The sequence below is a fragment of the Neisseria blantyrii genome, assembly GCF_962747855.1.
GTDB lineage: Bacteria > Pseudomonadota > Gammaproteobacteria > Burkholderiales > Neisseriaceae > Neisseria > Neisseria viridiae.
Genome location: NZ_CAUIZY010000001.1, coordinates 38,353 through 53,702, shown reverse-complemented (window position 1 = coordinate 53,702; position 15,350 = coordinate 38,353). Strand labels below are relative to the sequence as shown.

16 protein-coding genes and 1 tRNA gene are annotated in these 15,350 nt (G+C 55.1%); 16 read left to right on the top strand and 1 reads right to left on the bottom strand.

The genetic code is table 11. From position 1 onward, the window contains the following. Positions 1-92: 92 nt before the first annotated feature. Positions 93-169 (bottom strand) — tRNA-Pro (locus Q9J80_RS00300). A gap of 208 nt (positions 170-377) precedes the next feature. On the opposite strand from Q9J80_RS00300, the gene nudB reads away from it, so the two are divergent. The 16 genes from nudB to Q9J80_RS00220 all read left to right on the top strand — a co-directional run bounded on the left by nudB (position 378) and on the right by Q9J80_RS00220 (position 15,327). Continuing rightward, positions 378-836 carry a dihydroneopterin triphosphate diphosphatase gene (gene nudB, locus Q9J80_RS00295; RefSeq protein WP_002248263.1) on the top strand — a complete coding sequence of 153 codons (459 nt, stop codon included), beginning with the start codon at positions 378-380 and terminating at the stop codon, positions 834-836. Between the two features lie 101 nt (positions 837-937). Beyond that, positions 938-1,471, top strand: coding sequence for an inorganic diphosphatase (locus tag Q9J80_RS00290; RefSeq protein WP_002248262.1), 534 nt, complete (start codon positions 938-940; stop codon positions 1,469-1,471). Positions 1,472-1,578: 107 nt separating this feature from the next. Continuing rightward, positions 1,579-1,812, top strand: a complete 234-nt coding sequence (locus tag Q9J80_RS00285; protein ID WP_002248261.1) for an NGO_0222 family membrane protein — start codon at positions 1,579-1,581, stop codon at positions 1,810-1,812. After that, positions 1,805-2,404, top strand: a complete 600-nt coding sequence (rdgB, locus tag Q9J80_RS00280; protein WP_002248260.1) for an RdgB/HAM1 family non-canonical purine NTP pyrophosphatase — start codon at positions 1,805-1,807, stop codon at positions 2,402-2,404. The genes Q9J80_RS00285 and rdgB overlap by 8 nt, the downstream gene beginning before the upstream one ends. A 27-nt stretch (positions 2,405-2,431) precedes the next feature. Beyond that, complete coding sequence (gene galU / locus Q9J80_RS00275; protein WP_002217750.1) at positions 2,432-3,301, top strand: UTP--glucose-1-phosphate uridylyltransferase GalU; 870 nt, start codon at positions 2,432-2,434, stop codon at positions 3,299-3,301. Positions 3,302-3,319: 18 nt separating this feature from the next. Then, positions 3,320-4,696, top strand: a complete 1,377-nt coding sequence (argH, locus tag Q9J80_RS00270; RefSeq protein ID WP_301673493.1) for an argininosuccinate lyase — start codon at positions 3,320-3,322, stop codon at positions 4,694-4,696. A 56-nt stretch (positions 4,697-4,752) separates the two neighbouring features. After that, positions 4,753-5,223, top strand: coding sequence for a DMP19 family protein (locus Q9J80_RS00265; RefSeq protein ID WP_301673492.1), 471 nt, complete (start codon positions 4,753-4,755; stop codon positions 5,221-5,223). Positions 5,224-5,474: 251 nt separating this feature from the next. Beyond that, positions 5,475-6,470 (top strand): iron ABC transporter substrate-binding protein, encoded by a 996-nt coding sequence (locus Q9J80_RS00260; RefSeq protein WP_301673491.1) that lies wholly within the window; start codon positions 5,475-5,477, stop codon positions 6,468-6,470. Positions 6,471-6,534: 64 nt separating this feature from the next. After that, complete coding sequence (locus tag Q9J80_RS00255) at positions 6,535-8,052, top strand: ABC transporter permease (RefSeq protein ID WP_301673490.1); 1,518 nt, start codon at positions 6,535-6,537, stop codon at positions 8,050-8,052. A gap of 21 nt (positions 8,053-8,073) precedes the next feature. Next, positions 8,074-9,138 carry an ABC transporter ATP-binding protein gene (locus tag Q9J80_RS00250; protein ID WP_301668359.1) on the top strand — a complete coding sequence of 355 codons (1,065 nt, stop codon included), beginning with the start codon at positions 8,074-8,076 and terminating at the stop codon, positions 9,136-9,138. A 240-nt stretch (positions 9,139-9,378) separates the two neighbouring features. Next, positions 9,379-10,881, top strand: coding sequence for a phosphate acetyltransferase (pta, locus tag Q9J80_RS00245; protein ID WP_301673489.1), 1,503 nt, complete (start codon positions 9,379-9,381; stop codon positions 10,879-10,881). Between the two features lie 129 nt (positions 10,882-11,010). Then, positions 11,011-11,649: an imidazole glycerol phosphate synthase subunit HisH gene (hisH, locus tag Q9J80_RS00240; protein ID WP_301673488.1), complete on the top strand. Its 639-nt coding sequence runs from the start codon at positions 11,011-11,013 to the stop codon at positions 11,647-11,649. A 32-nt stretch (positions 11,650-11,681) separates the two neighbouring features. Further along, complete coding sequence (gene hisA, locus Q9J80_RS00235) at positions 11,682-12,419, top strand: 1-(5-phosphoribosyl)-5-[(5-phosphoribosylamino)methylideneamino]imidazole-4-carboxamide isomerase (protein WP_301673487.1); 738 nt, start codon at positions 11,682-11,684, stop codon at positions 12,417-12,419. 12 nt (positions 12,420-12,431) lie between these two features. Next, a complete protein-coding gene (gene hisF, locus Q9J80_RS00230) occupies positions 12,432-13,199 on the top strand; it encodes an imidazole glycerol phosphate synthase subunit HisF (RefSeq protein WP_301673486.1) in 768 nt (255 codons plus the stop codon). Between the two features lie 30 nt (positions 13,200-13,229). Beyond that, complete coding sequence (gene hisI / locus Q9J80_RS00225) at positions 13,230-13,625, top strand: phosphoribosyl-AMP cyclohydrolase (protein WP_301673485.1); 396 nt, start codon at positions 13,230-13,232, stop codon at positions 13,623-13,625. Between the two features lie 106 nt (positions 13,626-13,731). Further along, positions 13,732-15,327, top strand: coding sequence for a peptide chain release factor 3 (locus Q9J80_RS00220; RefSeq protein WP_301673484.1), 1,596 nt, complete (start codon positions 13,732-13,734; stop codon positions 15,325-15,327). The last annotated feature ends 23 nt before the right edge of the window (positions 15,328-15,350 follow it).

The window sequence follows — 15,350 nt, the reverse complement described above, 5'->3', positions numbered from 1 at the left end:
GGTTGTCTTAAACAATAAATACGGTTTCAAACGACCTTTCTTTATACAGACAAAAAAGCAGCCGTTTCAAAAACGGCTGCCTTATGTTTTTTTGGTCGGAGTGAAAGGATTCGAACCTTCGACCCCTTGCACCCCATGCAAGTGCGCTACCAGACTGCGCCACACTCCGACTCGATAAGTTTCGGATTATAGTTTCCGCCCGACGCTTTGGCAAGCATTAAAATCACAACCGACCTTATCTTTTTGACACAACGGAAAATTTACCGGCAAACACCGGCGCGTCCCGCCCGGGCGGGAAAGGATGCGGAAAAGGATAAACGCCATAACGTGCGGCGTTTGCTATAATCCGCCCCTTCATTACCTCAGCCCGCCGAAAGATGCCGATGGCAAAACCGCTCAAATACCCCGTCTCCGCACTGGTCGTACTCCATGACGGGGACGGCAGTATCCTCCTCATCGAACGCACGCATCCGCAAGGGTTTTGGCAGTCGGTAACCGGCAGCCTCGAACCGGGCGAAACCGTCGCACAAACGGCAAGGCGCGAAGTTTGGGAAGAAACCGGCATCCTGCTGGCGGACGGGCAGCTCCAAGACCGGCACGACAGCACGGTTTACGAAATCTACCACCACTGGCGGCACCGCTACCCCAAAGGCGTGTTTGAAAACCGCGAACACGTCTTCTGGGCCGAAATCCCGCGTGATACGCCCGTCGTCCTGCAACCCGAGGAACACGTCTCCTACGGCTGGTTCGGCTTGGAAGAAGCGGCGGAAAAAGTGTTTTCCCCGTCCAACAGGCGCGCGATTCTGGAACTGGGCAGGTTTTTGGGCAAACGGTAACACGCGCCCGGACACCCTTTCAGACGGCATCGGGCGCATTTTCAGCCGGACGTTTGTGCTATACTTTCAAACTTCAAACTTTCCCAAATAAAGGAAACCAAATGGCAGACTTCAACCAAATCCTGACCCCCGGCGACGTGGACGGCGGCATCATCAACGTTGTCAACGAAATCCCCGCCGGCAGCAACCACAAAATCGAGTGGAACCGCAAACTCGCCGCATTCCAACTCGACCGCGTCGAACCCGCCATCTTCGCCAAACCGACCAACTACGGCTTCATTCCCCAAACATTAGACGAAGACGGTGACGAATTGGACGTATTGCTCGTTACCGAACAGCCTCTGGCAACCGGCGTATTCTTGGAAGCGCGCGTTATCGGCGTGATGAAATTCGTCGATGACGGCGAAGTGGACGACAAAATCGTCTGCGTACCTGCCGACGACCGCAACAACGGCAACGCCTACAAAACTTTGTCCGACCTGCCGCAACAGCTCATCAAACAAATCGAGTTCCACTTCAACCACTACAAAGACCTGAAAAAAGCAGGTACGACCAAAGTCGAATCCTGGGGCGGTGTGGAAGAAGCGAAAAAAGTCATCAAAGAATCCATCGAACGTTGGAACAAACAGGCATAACGCCCTCCCTGCCGTTTGAACGCCGCTTCAGACGGCATTTTTCCAAGCCCTAGGGAATACCGTCCCAATCGGATATAATCCGAACATACCGCTTCCGACCGAACGCCATGAACCGCCGAAAAATCTATCTATTGTCTGTTGCCCTCTTCACACTGGCATTTATGCTGCTCGTCCTCTTGGGTGCTTATCTGCTGACCGTCGGCAGCAAAGCCTTCGCCATCGCCTCCTTTCTTTTCGCATTCGGCGCGCTGTTCGGGCAAATCGGCGCACTCGCCCTCTACCTGCGGCACAAATCCCTACGCGCCGCCCAATCCGCCGCACAGGAAAACCGCTATGTCTGAAAAACCGGAAAAAATCGTTTTGGCAAGCGGCAATGCAGGTAAACTCAAAGAATTCGGCAACCTATTCGAACCATACGGCATTACCGTATTGCCGCAATCCGAATTCGGCATACCCGAATGTCCGGAGCCCTATCCCACCTTTGTCGAAAACGCGCTGGCAAAAGCACGCCATGCCGCCGAATACAGCGGACTGCCCGCGCTTGCCGACGACAGCGGCATCTGTGCCGCCGCCTTAAACGGCGCGCCGGGCATCCATTCCGCACGTTACGCGGGCAGCAATCCCAAATCCGATACCGCCAACAACCTGAAACTTGCCGCCGAACTTGCCGGCAAAGCCGACAAAAGCTGTTCTTATGTCTGCGTATTGGTTTTTGTCCGCCATAAAGACGACCCGCGCCCGATTATTGCCGAAGGCGTATGGCACGGGCAGTGGAACGGCGTTCCCGCCGGTGAAAACGGTTTCGGTTACGACCCGTATTTTTACCTGCCCGAACACGGCAAAACCGCCGCCGAATTGGATGCGGAGGTCAAAAACCGCGAAAGCCACCGCGCGCAGGCACTCGCCGATTTAATCCGCAAACTCGCCCTTTAAACATCAAAACAATACAAAGGAAAAAGAATGAAACCGATAAAAAAAGCCGTTTTCCCCGTCGCAGGGATGGGAACCCGCTTCCTGCCCGCCACCAAGGCCAGCCCGAAAGAAATGCTGCCCATCGTCGACAAGCCGCTGATCCAATACGCCGTAGAAGAAGCCGTGGAAGCCGGCTGCACGGAAATGGTGTTTGTAACCGGACGCAACAAACGCAGCATCGAAGACCATTTCGACAAGGCATACGAACTCGAAACCGAGTTGGAAATGCGCCATAAAGACAAACTTCTGGAACACGTCCGCAACATCCTGCCGCCGAACATTACCTGCCTCTACATCCGTCAGGCGGAAGCACTGGGCTTGGGACACGCCGTCTTGTGCGCCCGCGCCGCCATCGGAGACGAACCCTTTGCCGTGATTTTGGCTGACGACTTAATCGATGCCCCCAAAGGCGCGCTCAAACAAATGGTCGAAGTGTACGAACGCAGCGGCAACAGCATTTTGGGCGTAGAAACCGTCGAACCGTCGCAAACCGGCTCATACGGCATCGTCGAAACCGAACAGCTCAAACAGTTCCAACGCATTACCGGCATTGTCGAAAAACCCAAGCCCGAAGACGCGCCCTCCAACCTTGCCGTCGTCGGACGCTACATCCTTACCCCGCGCATTTTCGACCTCTTAACCGGCCTGCCGCGCGGCGCGGGCAACGAAATCCAGCTTACAGACGGCATCGCCAAGCTGCTCGATCACGAATTTGTCTTAGCGCACCCCTTTGAAGGCACGCGCTACGACTGCGGCAGCAAACTGGGCTACCTCGAAGCCACCGTCGCCTACGGCCTGAAACACCCCGAAACCGGCGAACCCTTCCGCCGCCTTTTGGAAAAATACCGTACCGAATAACCCCATCAAGGAATCCTTATGCACGACAAAACCTGGTCCGGACGTTTCAACGAACCCGTTTCTGAACTCGTCAAACAATACACCGCCTCCATCGGTTTCGACCAACGCCTTGCCGAATGGGATATCCAAGGCTCGCTCGCCCACGCGCAAATGTTGAAAGAAACCGGCGTGTTGGACGAAGGCGATTTGGCGGACATCCGCCGGGGTATGGCGGAAATCCTTGAAGAAATCCGCAGCGGCAAAATCGAATGGTCGCTCGATTTGGAAGATGTCCACATGAACATCGAACGCCGCCTGACCGACAAAATCGGCGACGCGGGCAAACGCCTGCACACCGGTCGCAGTCGCAACGACCAAGTCGCTACCGACATCCGCCTGTGGCTGCGCGATCAAATTACCGTTATCCAAAACCTGATTCAAAACCTTCAGACGGCATTACTGGATTTGGCGGAACAAAACGCCGAAACCGTCATGCCCGGCTTTACCCACCTGCAAGTCGCCCAGCCTGTCAGCTTCGGACACCACATGCTCGCCTACGTCGAAATGCTCGGCCGCGATAACGAACGGATGGCTGACTGCCGCCGCCGCGTCAACCGTATGCCGCTCGGCGCAGCCGCACTGGCGGGGACGACCTATCCGATTCGGCGCGAAATTACCGCCGAACTGCTTGGCTTTGAACAAATCTGCCAAAACTCGCTCGATGCCGTATCCGACCGCGATTTTGCCATCGAGTTCACCGCCGCCGCCTCGCTGGTTATGGTTCACCTGAGCCGCCTGTCTGAAGAATTGATTTTGTGGATGAGCCCGCGTTTCGGCTTTATCGACATTGCCGACCGTTTCTGCACCGGCTCGTCCATCATGCCGCAAAAGAAAAACCCCGACGTACCCGAACTCGTGCGCGGCAAATCCGGCCGCGTCATCGGACACCTTATCGGCTTGGTTACCCTGATGAAATCGCAACCTTTGGCATACAACAAAGACAATCAGGAAGACAAAGAGCCGCTGTTTGACACTGCCGACACGCTTATCGACACGCTGCGGATTTACGCCGACATGATGCGCGGCGTAACCGTCAAACCCGACAATATGCGTGCCGCCGTCATGCAGGGTTTTGCAACGGCTACCGACTTGGCGGACTACTTGGTGAAAAAAGGCATGCCCTTCCGCGATGCCCACGAAGTCGTCGCCCAAGCCGTGCGACACGCCGATGAAGCCGGCGTCGATTTGAGCGAATTGCCGCTCGAAGTCCTGCAAGGTTTCAGCGATTTGATTGCCGACGATGTTTACAGCGTGCTGACACCCGAGGGCAGCTTAAACGCGCGCAACCACTTGGGCGGCACCGCGCCTGAACAAGTCCGTTTCCAAGTCAAACGCTGGCGTGAAGTGTCAGCTTAACCCCCGATGCCGTCTGAAGAAATGTTCAGACGGCATTCTTAAAAGGCAAGAACACTATGACCGATACGGATACCCAAGCCGACCGCTTCGAACAGATGATGTGGCAGGCGGTGGACAAACTTTTTAAACAGCATGACGGCAAACTCGAAAGCATGAACGGACGAGAACAGGAGCTGGTTTTAATTTGGCGGGCGGAAGCCGACATCGGCAACGGCGGCATACTGCAATTTGTCTGCAACTGGGGTTTTCCCGCCGCCGAAAAGACTTGTTCCGTTCTGAAAAAAATCGGCGCGGTACACAGCGCAATGCTGATCCATCGGGCGGCAGACGCATTGGACAAAGAAATCCGCCACCTCCAATCGGAAGGTAAAAACCTGAAAGAAATGTGGGATATAACGCAACACCTCGACAACAAAACCGCCTCACTGCTGAACAGTCTGGATGAACAATATTGGCAAGACCCCGACAAACTGTATCTGCTGGGATGGCAATACTATTCCGGCAACCCTGTTCAGACGGCATTTTAAAGGGAAGGGGTCTCAAGTATTCCGGCAAATCAAGATGCCGCCTTTACCCACATTCCGACACGTATTACCCGCCGCTTCCGCCTTACGGGCACGATGCACGGAAAAAAATACAAGTCAGAACAAACAATAACCGGATTGGACAACAACAAATTTAAAAAATAATTATTTGCATTTATAAAAAAGAAGGAATACACTACACCCCGTTATGTCTTAACAAGATATACACCCTCATTCATTAGGAGAAAATCGATATGAAAACATCTATCCGATACGCATTGCTTGCCGCAGCCCTGACCGCCGCAACCCCCGCGCTGGCAGACATTACCGTGTACAACGGCCAACACAAAGAAGCCACGCAGGCACTTGCCGATGCCTTTACCCAAGCCACCGGCATCAAAGTAAAAATTAACAGCGGCAAAAGCGACCAGCTTGCCGGACAAATCAAAGAAGAAGGCAGCCGAAGCCCCGCCGACGTATTCTATTCCGAACAAATCCCCCCGCTGGTTACGCTTTCCGCAGCCAACCTCTTAGAAACCCTCCCCGCAAAAACGATTAACGACACACGCCGCAAAGGCGTGCCGGTTGCCGTCAAAAAAGACTGGGTGGCACTGAGTGGCCGTTCGCGCGTCGTCGTTTACGACACCCGCAAACTGTCTGAAAAAGATTTGGAAAAATCCGTCCTGAATTACGCCACGCCGAAATGGAAAGACCGTATCGGTTATGTGCCGACTTCAGGCGCGTTCTTGGAACAGGTTGTCGCCATCGTCAAACTGAAAGGCGAAGCAGCCGCCCTGAAATGGCTCAAAGGCTTAAAAGAAAACGGCAAACTGTATGCTAAAAACACTGTCGCGCTCCAAGCCGTCGAAAACGGCGAAGTGCCGGCCGCCCTCATCAACAACTACTACTGGTATGCGTTTGCCAAAGAAAAAGGCGTGAACAACATCCATTCCCGCCTGAACTTCGTCCGCCACAAAGACCCCGGCGCACTCGTTACCTATTCCGGCGCGGCTGTGCTGAAATCTTCCCCGAACAAAGCTGAAGCACAAAAATTCGTCGCCTTCCTCGCAGGCAAACAAGGACAGCAGGTCTTGACTTCCGTCCGCGCAGAATATCCGCTGCACGCCGGCGTATCTTCCCCGTTCAATATGGAACCTTATGCCAAATTGGAAGCACCTGAAGTATCTGCAACCACCATTGCCGACAAAGAAAATGCCACCCGCCTCCTCGAACAGGCAGGTCTGAAATAAACTTTTTCCGTTCAAACGGTCGGACAACCCTGCTGTCCGACCGTTTTCTATCCGAATCCGATTTATGTCCCGCAACAAAATACCCTCATGGCTGACCACCATCATCCTGCTTATCGCCTTGCCGCTGACCCTTCCTTTCCTTTATGTCGCCATGCGTTCGTGGCAGGTCGGTGCAACACGCGCCTACGAACTGCTGTTCCGCCCACGCATGTTTGATTTGCTGGGAAACACCCTGATGCTGATGTTCGGCGTTACCCTGATTTCTATCGTTTTGGGCATTACCTGCGCCGTCCTGTTCCAACGTTACCGCTTTTTCGGCAAAACCTTTTTTCAGACGGCAATTACTCTACCCTTATGCATACCCGCATTTGTCAGTTGCTTTACATGGATCAGCCTGACTTTCCGCGTGGAGGGATTTTGGGGAACCGTTATGATTATGAGCCTATCGTCTTTTCCCCTCGCCTACCTGCCGGTCGAGGCAGCCCTCAAACGCATCAGCCTGTCGTTTGAAGAAGTCAGCCTTTCCTTGGGTAAAAGCCGCCTGCAAACTTTCTTTTCTGCCATACTTCCCCAACTCAAACCTGCCATCGGCAGCAGCATCCTGCTGATTGCCCTGCATATGCTGGTCGAATTTGGCGCGGTATCGATACTCAACTACCAAACCTTTACCACCGCCATTTTCCAAGAATACGAAATGTCGTTCGACAACAACACCGCCGCGCTGCTGTCCGCCGTTTTAATGGCAGTGTGCGGCATCGTCGTATTTGGAGAAAGCATTTTCCGTGGAAAAACCAAGCTCTATCACAGCGGCAAAGGCGTTGCCCGCCCCTACCCGGTCAAAACGATGAAGCTGCCCGCGCAAATCTGCACAGTATTTTTTCTTGGCTCGCTGCTGGTTTTAAGCATCGTCATCCCATTCGGCATCCTTATCCGCTGGATGATGGTCGGCTCGTCCGGCACATTTGAACTCGTATCCGTATTCGATGCATTTGCCCGATCGATGGGCGTATCCGCCGCCGGCGCATTATTGACCATATTGTGTGCACTGCCGCTCGTTTGGGCATCCATACGCTACCGCAACCTGCTGACCGTATGGATAGACAGGCTGCCCTTCCTGCTGCACGCCGTACCCGGCCTGGTGATCGCCTTGTCGCTGATTTATTTCAGCATCAACTATGCACCATCCGTTTACCAAACCTTTATCGTCGTCGTCCTTGCCTATTTCATGCTTTACCTGCCGATGGCGCAAACCACCCTGAGGACTTCCTTGGAACAATTCCCCAAAGGCATGGAACAGGTCGGCGCAACATTGGGGCGCGGACACTTCTTTATTTTCAGGACGTTGGTGCTGCCGTCCATCCTGCCCGGCATTACCGCCGCATTCGCACTCGTCTTCCTCAACCTGATGAAAGAGCTGACCGCCACCCTGCTGCTAACCGCAGATGATGTCCACACGCTCTCCACCGCCGTTTGGGAATACACGTCAGACGCACAATATGCCGCCGCCACCCCGTATGCTCTTATGCTGGTACTGTTTTCAGGCCTGCCCGTATTCATACTGAAAAAATACGCCTTCAAATAACACTGCTGCGAAAGACCGACTATGACCGCGCCCGCACTCCAAATCCGCCAACTGACCAAAAACTTCCAGAACCATGCCGTTCTGCAAAATATCTCGCTCACACTCGGCAAAGGGGAAATCCTCTTCGTCATCGGTGCATCAGGTTGCGGCAAAACCACGCTGCTGCGCTGCCTTGCCGGTTTTGAACAGCCCGATTCCGGAGAAATCTCGCTTTACGGAAGAACAATCTATTCAGAAAATACCAACCTTCCCGTCCGCGAACGCCGTTTGGGTTACGTCGTACAAGAAGGCGTACTGTTCCCCCACCTGACCGTTTACCGCAACATCGCCTACGGACTGGGCAACGGCAAAGGCAAGACGGCGCAGGAGCGGCAACGCATCGAAGCCATGATGACCCTGACCGGCATTTCCGAACTCTCAAACCGTCATCCGCACGAACTTTCGGGCGGACAGCAACAGCGCGTCGCCCTCGCCCGCGCCCTCGCCCCCGATCCCGAACTGATTTTGTTGGACGAACCCTTCAGCGCACTGGACGAACAGTTGCGCCGCCAGATTCGCGAAGACATGATTGCTGCCCTGCGCGCCAACGGCAAATCTGCCGTTTTCGTCAGCCACGACCGGGAAGAAGCCCTGCAATACGCCGACCGGATTGCCGTCATGAAACAGGGGCGTATCCTCCAGACTGCAGCCCCCCACGAACTGTACCGACAACCTGCCGACCTTGAAACAGCCCTGTTTATCGGCGAAGGTATCTCCCTGCCCGCCACACTCAACGCCGACGGTACGGCAGACTCCGAATTAGGCAGGCTCCCCGTCGGAAACACCTTACCCGCAGGCACACGCGGCACACTGCTCATCCGTCCGGAACAATTCAGCTTCAACTGCCCGAACACCCATGCTGCCGAATTATCCGCCACCATCCTCAACGCCATACCCAAAGCACGCCACATCCAAATCCGCCTGAAAATCGAGCAAACCATCCTGACGCTGAATACCCCCTACGCACCCGATTTTTCAGACGGCACACAGACACGCATCTACTTGAATTCAGAAGCACTGTTTTTCCCGGAACAACCTGCCCCGTAAGTTTGGAAACACCATGCCGTCTGAAAGGCGTGCCAATGTCTGGCGATATTCATCTTGTTGAAAACATAATTTATTTGTTAATATAGAAACACGCGGCAGCGTAAGACCGACTGCCGCCCAAAAACAGAAAATACCTGTTTCCGCAAACCGGACGGGAAATAGCCTATCCCGACATTTCCCCTCAAATCACAACACTTCCAACATACATGCCGCACACCGCAGCATACGAAAGGATATATCATGGCAAAAGTACTCATCGTACCCGTATCTGCCGGACTTGACGCATCCGCCGCCGCCCGATCATTTGCAAAAGCCTTGAACGCACAAATTTTCCAAGCCTTTGACGCACAAGCAGAAGCCCTGTTGGCGCAAGGCAAAAGCGACGACTGGTTTGACGCGACGGTCGGTAAAGTCGCCGCACTCGATGCCGACAACCTCATTATCGAAGGCATCGCACCCGATGCCGACAAAATCTACCTTGCAGGCAAAAACGTCGAACTGGCGCTCTCTTTGGATGCCGCCGCCGTATTTGCCGTCCGCTCCGACAACACCGATGCAGACGAACTGGCGCACCGGCTGAACCTTGCCAAACAGTTCTTTGCCACCGCGCCGGGCGTATTGGAAGGTTTTATTGTCGACGGTGCGGCAGCCTCCGTTGCCGAAGCGGCTGCCGAAAAAACCGGTTTGACGTTCTTCGGCTCAAGCAGCGCGCCCAAAGACCTGTCCGTACTGGCAAACCGACAAACCAAACGCCTTTCGCCCGCCCAATTCCGCTACAACCTGATCGACTTCGCCCGCAAAGCCGACAAACGCATCGTCCTGCCGGAAGGTGCCGAACCGCGTACCGTCCAAGCCGCCGCCATCTGTCACGAAAAAGGCATTGCCCGCTGCGTCCTGCTTGCCAAACGCGAAGAAGTTGAAGCCGTTGCCAAAGAACGTGGCATCAGCCTGCCGAACTCTTTGGAAATCGTCGATCCCGCCTCATTGGTCGAACAATACGTCGAGCCGATGTGCGAACTGCGCAAATCCAAAGGCCTGACACCCGAAGACGCGCGCAAACAACTGCAAGACACCGTGGTACTCGGTACAATGATGATGGCGCAAAACGATGTGGATGGCCTGGTATCCGGTGCCGTTCATACGACCGCCAACACCATCCGCCCTGCTTTGCAACTGATTAAAACCGCACCGGGTGCAAGCCTCGTATCCAGCGTATTCTTTATGCTGCTACCCAACCAAGTCCTCGTCTTCGGCGACTGCGCGGTTAATCCGAACCCGACTGCGCAACAGCTTGCCGACATCGCCATCCAGTCTGCCGATTCCGCAAAAGCCTTCGGCATCGACCCGAAAGTGGCCATGATTTCCTACTCTACGGTCAACTCCGGCAGCGGTCCCGATGTCGATACCGTCATCGAAGCAACCAAACTTGCCCAAGAAAAACGCCCCGACCTCGCCATCGACGGCCCGCTGCAATATGACGCGGCAACCGTACCGGGCGTGGGCAAATCCAAAGCCCCGGGCAGCCCGGTCGCAGGACAGGCAACCGTTTTGGTCTTCCCAGACCTGAACACCGGCAACTGCACCTATAAAGCCGTCCAACGCAGTGCCAACGTCTTAAGCGTCGGCCCGCTGCTGCAAGGCCTGCGCAAACCGGTCAACGACCTCTCCCGCGGCGCACTGGTAGAAGACATCGTGTTTACCATCGCCCTGACTGCCGTTCAGGCAAAACAAATGGAAGGCTGACAAACGGCTTTCCGGGTTTGAACCCTATGCCGTCTGAAGACAGATTCCCGTTTTCAGACGGCATTTTTATCAGCCCGGCACATTTGTTTGTTAAAATCACAGCCATATTGCAAAAAAGAGGAGGAAGCCATGCAAACCGCCATTATCGATTACGGTATGGGCAACCTGCATTCCGTATTGAAATCCGTCCGGACGGCGGGGCAGCTTGCCGGAAAAAATACCGAAATCTTTTTAAGCGGCGACCCCGACCGCGTGTCCCGCGCCGACAAAGTCATTTTTCCCGGGCAGGGCGCGATGCCCGACTGTATGGCGGCACTGAAGCGCGGCGGCTTGGACGAGGCAGTCAAAGATGCCTTAAAAAACAAACCCTTTTTCGGAATCTGCGTCGGCGCGCAACTTTTATTCGACCACAGCGAAGAAGGAAACACCGACGGCTTGGGCTGGTTCGACGGCAAAGTCAGACGCTTTGCCCGCGACCTCCACGACCGGCAGGGATGCCGTCTGAAAGTCCCGCATATGGGCTGGAACACCGTGCGCCAAACCCAAAACCACCCGCTTTTTCAAGGCATCCCCCAAGACACGCGTTTTTACTTCGTCCACAGCTACTATTTCGACCCCGAAAATCCCGAAACCATATTGGGCGAAAGCGACTACCCGTCCCCGTTTGCCTGCATCGTCGGCAAAGACAACGTATTCGCCACGCAATTTCACACCGAAAAAAGCCACGATGCCGGGCTGACGATGTTGAAAAACTTTTTAAACTGGTAAGCCGGACACACCCCCGAACAAGGAGAAAAATTATGCTGCTGATACCCGCCATCGATTTAAAAGAAGGACGCTGCGTCCGCCTGAAACAAGGGCTGATGGAAGAGGCGACCGTCTTTTCCGATTCGCCCTCCGAAACCGCGCTGCACTGGTTCAAACAGGGCGCGCGCCGCCTGCATCTGGTAGATTTGAACGGCGCGTTTGCCGGCGTTCCGCAAAACCTGCCCGCCATCAAAGACATCCTCGCCGCCGTCGCCAAAGACATCCCCGTACAGCTCGGCGGCGGCATACGCGATTTGAAAACCATCGGACAATATTTGGATTTGGGCCTGAACGACGTGATTATCGGCACGGCGGCAGTCAAAAACCCCGACTTCGTGTGCGAGGCGTGCAAAGCCTTCCCCGGCAGGATTATCGTCGGGCTGGATGCCAAAGACGGTATGGCCGCCATCGACGGCTGGGCAACCGTAACCGGGCATCATGTAATTGATTTGGCAAAACGCTTTGAAGACGACGGTGTCAACAGCATCATCTACACCGACATCGGGCGCGACGGTATGATGAGCGGCGTGAACATCGACGCGACGGTCAAACTCGCCCAATCCGTCCGCATTCCCGTCATCGCCTCCGGCGGACTGACCGGTTTGGACGACATCCGCGCCCTGTGTGCCGCCGAAAAACGTGGCGTAGCAGGCGCGATTACCGGCCGCGCGATTTACGAGGGCAGCATCGATTTTGCCCAAGCGCAGCAACTGGCAGATTCCCTCGACTAAAGGCATCCGATTATGGCACTGGCAAAACGCATCATCCCCTGTCTCGACGTAAAAGACGGGCGCGTCGTCAAAGGCGTGAACTTCATCGGTTTGCGCGACGCGGGCGACCCCGTCGAAGCCGCCAAACGCTACAACGGCGAAGGCGCGGACGAATTGACCTTCCTCGACATCACCGCCTCATCCGACAACCGCGACACCATCCTGCACATCATCGAAGAAGTTGCCGGACAAGTCTTCATCCCGCTGACCGTCGGCGGCGGCGTACGCACCATTGCCGACATCCGCCGCCTGCTCAATGCCGGCGCGGACAAAGTCAGCATCAACACCGCCGCCGTTACCCGTCCCGACCTGATTGACGATGCCGCCGGATTTTTCGGTTCGCAAGCCATCGTCGCCGCCGTCGATGCCAAAGCCGTCAACCCCGAAAACACACGCTGGGAAATCTTTACCCACGGCGGGCGAAATCCGACCGGTTTGGATGCGGTGGAATGGGCGGTCGAAATGCAAAAACGCGGCGCGGGCGAAATCCTGCTCACCGGTATGGACAGGGACGGGACGAAACAGGGTTTCAACCTGCCGCTGACCCGCGCCGTTGCCGAAGCCGTCGACATCCCCGTCATCGCCTCCGGAGGGGTCGGCAATGTCCGGCACCTGATTGAAGGCATAACCGAAGGCAAAGCCGATGCCGTACTTGCCGCCGGCATTTTCCATTTCGGGGAAATCGCCATCCGCGAAGCCAAACGCGCTATGCGCGAAGCCGGCATCGAAGTCCGCCTCTGACCGCCCCGACTATGCCGTCTGAAAGGAAATATGGATAAAAACCTGCTTGAAGCCGTCAAATTTGACGAAAAAGGTTTGGTTTGCGCCATCGCCCAAGATGCCGAAACCAAACGTGTTTTAATGGTGGCGTGGATGAACGCCGAAGCCCTGCAAAAAACCGTCGAAACCGGCTTTGCCCACTATTACAGCCGTTCGCGCCAAAAACAATGGATGAAGGGCGAAGAGTCGGGACACACGCAAAAAGTCCGCGAACTGTGCCTCGACTGCGACGGCGACGCCATTGTGATGCTCATCGCCCAAAACGGCGGCATCGCCTGCCACACCGGGCGCGAAAGCTGCTTTTACAAAGTCTGGAACGGCAGCGCGTGGGAAACCGCCGATGCCGTCCTGAAAGACGAAAAAGAGATTTACAGCAGCACGCACTGACCGCCTCCGACATTGAATTATCAGGCATTTTTTTGTACAATTTCGCCGTCTCAAACACTGTCCGGGCCGTCTGAAAAACGGCCTGAACCTTTTTGCAAAGAAAACCATGTCCCAAGAAATCCTCGACCAAGTGCGCCGCCGCCGCACATTTGCCATCATCTCCCACCCCGACGCGGGTAAAACCACGCTGACCGAAAAGCTGTTGCTGTTTTCGGGCGCGATTCAGAGTGCGGGTACGGTAAAAGGTAAGAAAACCGGCAAATTCGCCACCTCCGACTGGATGGACATCGAAAAGCAGCGCGGCATTTCCGTGGCATCAAGCGTGATGCAGTTCGACTATAAAGACCACACCGTCAACCTCTTGGACACGCCGGGACACCAAGACTTCTCCGAAGACACCTACCGCGTTTTGACCGCCGTGGACAGCGCATTGATGGTTATCGACGCAGCAAAAGGCGTGGAAGCGCAAACCATCAAGCTCTTGAACGTCTGCCGCCTGCGCGATACGCCGATTGTTACGTTTATGAACAAATACGACCGAGAAGTGCGCGATTCTTTGGAATTGCTGGACGAAGTGGAAAACATCCTACAAATCCGCTGCGCACCCGTTACCTGGCCGATCGGTATGGGCAAAAACTTCAAGGGCGTGTACCACATCCTGAACGACGAAATCTATCTCTTTGAAGCGGGCGGCGAACGCCTGCCGCACGAGTTCGACATCATCAAAGGCATCGACAATCCCGAACTGGAACAACGCTTTCCGCTGGAAATCCAGCAGTTGCGCGACGAAATCGAATTGGTGCAGGCGGCTTCCAACGAGTTCAATCTCGACGAATTCCTTGCCGGCGAACTCACGCCCGTGTTCTTCGGCTCGGCGATTAACAACTTCGGTATTCAGGAAATCCTCAATTCATTGATTGACTGGGCACCCGCACCGAAACCGCGCGACGCGACCGTACGCATGGTCGAGCCGGACGAGCCGAAATTCTCCGGATTTATCTTTAAAATCCAAGCCAATATGGATCCGAAACACCGCGACCGTATCGCCTTCTTGCGCGTCTGCTCCGGCAAATTCGAGCGCGGCATGAAGATGAAACACCTGCGCATCAACCGCGAAATCGCCGCCTCCAGCGTGGTAACCTTTATGTCGCACGACCGCGAACTGGTGGAAGAAGCCTACGCGGGCGACATCATCGGCATCCCGAACCACGGCAACATCCAAATCGGCGACAGCTTCTCCGAAGGCGAACAACTGGCATTTACCGGCATCCCTTTCTTCGCGCCAGAACTGTTCCGCAGCGTCCGCATCAAAAATCCACTGAAAATCAAGCAACTGCAAAAAGGTTTGCAACAACTCGGCGAAGAAGGCGCGGTACAGGTGTTCAAACCGATGAGCGGCGCGGATTTGATTTTGGGCGCGGTCGGCGTGTTGCAGTTTGAGGTCGTAACCTCGCGCCTCGCCAACGAATACGGCGTGGAAGCCGTGTTCGACAGCGCATCCATCTGGTCGGCGCGCTGGGTATCGTGCGACGACAAGAAAAAACTGGCGGAATTTGAAAAAGCCAACGCAGGCAACCTCGCCATCGACGCGGGCGGCAACCTCGCCTACCTCGCCCCCAACCGCGTGAATTTGGGGCTGACGCAAGAACGTTGGCCGGACATCGTGTTCCACGAAACGCGCGAACATTCGGTCAAACTGTAAAACACAAAGGCCGTCTGAAACAT

Bases quoted from the DNA above. Each gene is read 5' to 3' on its own strand.
- Q9J80_RS00265 (WP_301673492.1), top strand. From the start codon at position 4,753: ATGACCGATACGGATACCCAAGCCGACCGCTTCGAACAGATGATGTGG.
- nudB (WP_002248263.1), top strand. From the start codon at position 378: ATGCCGATGGCAAAACCGCTCAAATACCCCGTCTCCGCACTGGTCGTA.
- hisA (WP_301673487.1), top strand. From the start codon at position 11,682: ATGCTGCTGATACCCGCCATCGATTTAAAAGAAGGACGCTGCGTCCGC.
- Q9J80_RS00250 (WP_301668359.1), top strand. From the start codon at position 8,074: ATGACCGCGCCCGCACTCCAAATCCGCCAACTGACCAAAAACTTCCAG.
- Q9J80_RS00260 (WP_301673491.1), top strand. From the start codon at position 5,475: ATGAAAACATCTATCCGATACGCATTGCTTGCCGCAGCCCTGACCGCC.
- Q9J80_RS00255 (WP_301673490.1), top strand. From the start codon at position 6,535: ATGTCCCGCAACAAAATACCCTCATGGCTGACCACCATCATCCTGCTT.
- hisI (WP_301673485.1), top strand. From the start codon at position 13,230: ATGGATAAAAACCTGCTTGAAGCCGTCAAATTTGACGAAAAAGGTTTG.
- Q9J80_RS00290 (WP_002248262.1), top strand. From the start codon at position 938: ATGGCAGACTTCAACCAAATCCTGACCCCCGGCGACGTGGACGGCGGC.
- hisH (WP_301673488.1), top strand. From the start codon at position 11,011: ATGCAAACCGCCATTATCGATTACGGTATGGGCAACCTGCATTCCGTA.
- rdgB (WP_002248260.1), top strand. From the start codon at position 1,805: ATGTCTGAAAAACCGGAAAAAATCGTTTTGGCAAGCGGCAATGCAGGT.
- pta (WP_301673489.1), top strand. From the start codon at position 9,379: ATGGCAAAAGTACTCATCGTACCCGTATCTGCCGGACTTGACGCATCC.
- hisF (WP_301673486.1), top strand. From the start codon at position 12,432: ATGGCACTGGCAAAACGCATCATCCCCTGTCTCGACGTAAAAGACGGG.
- Q9J80_RS00285 (WP_002248261.1), top strand. From the start codon at position 1,579: ATGAACCGCCGAAAAATCTATCTATTGTCTGTTGCCCTCTTCACACTG.
- galU (WP_002217750.1), top strand. From the start codon at position 2,432: ATGAAACCGATAAAAAAAGCCGTTTTCCCCGTCGCAGGGATGGGAACC.
- argH (WP_301673493.1), top strand. From the start codon at position 3,320: ATGCACGACAAAACCTGGTCCGGACGTTTCAACGAACCCGTTTCTGAA.
- Q9J80_RS00220 (WP_301673484.1), top strand. From the start codon at position 13,732: ATGTCCCAAGAAATCCTCGACCAAGTGCGCCGCCGCCGCACATTTGCC.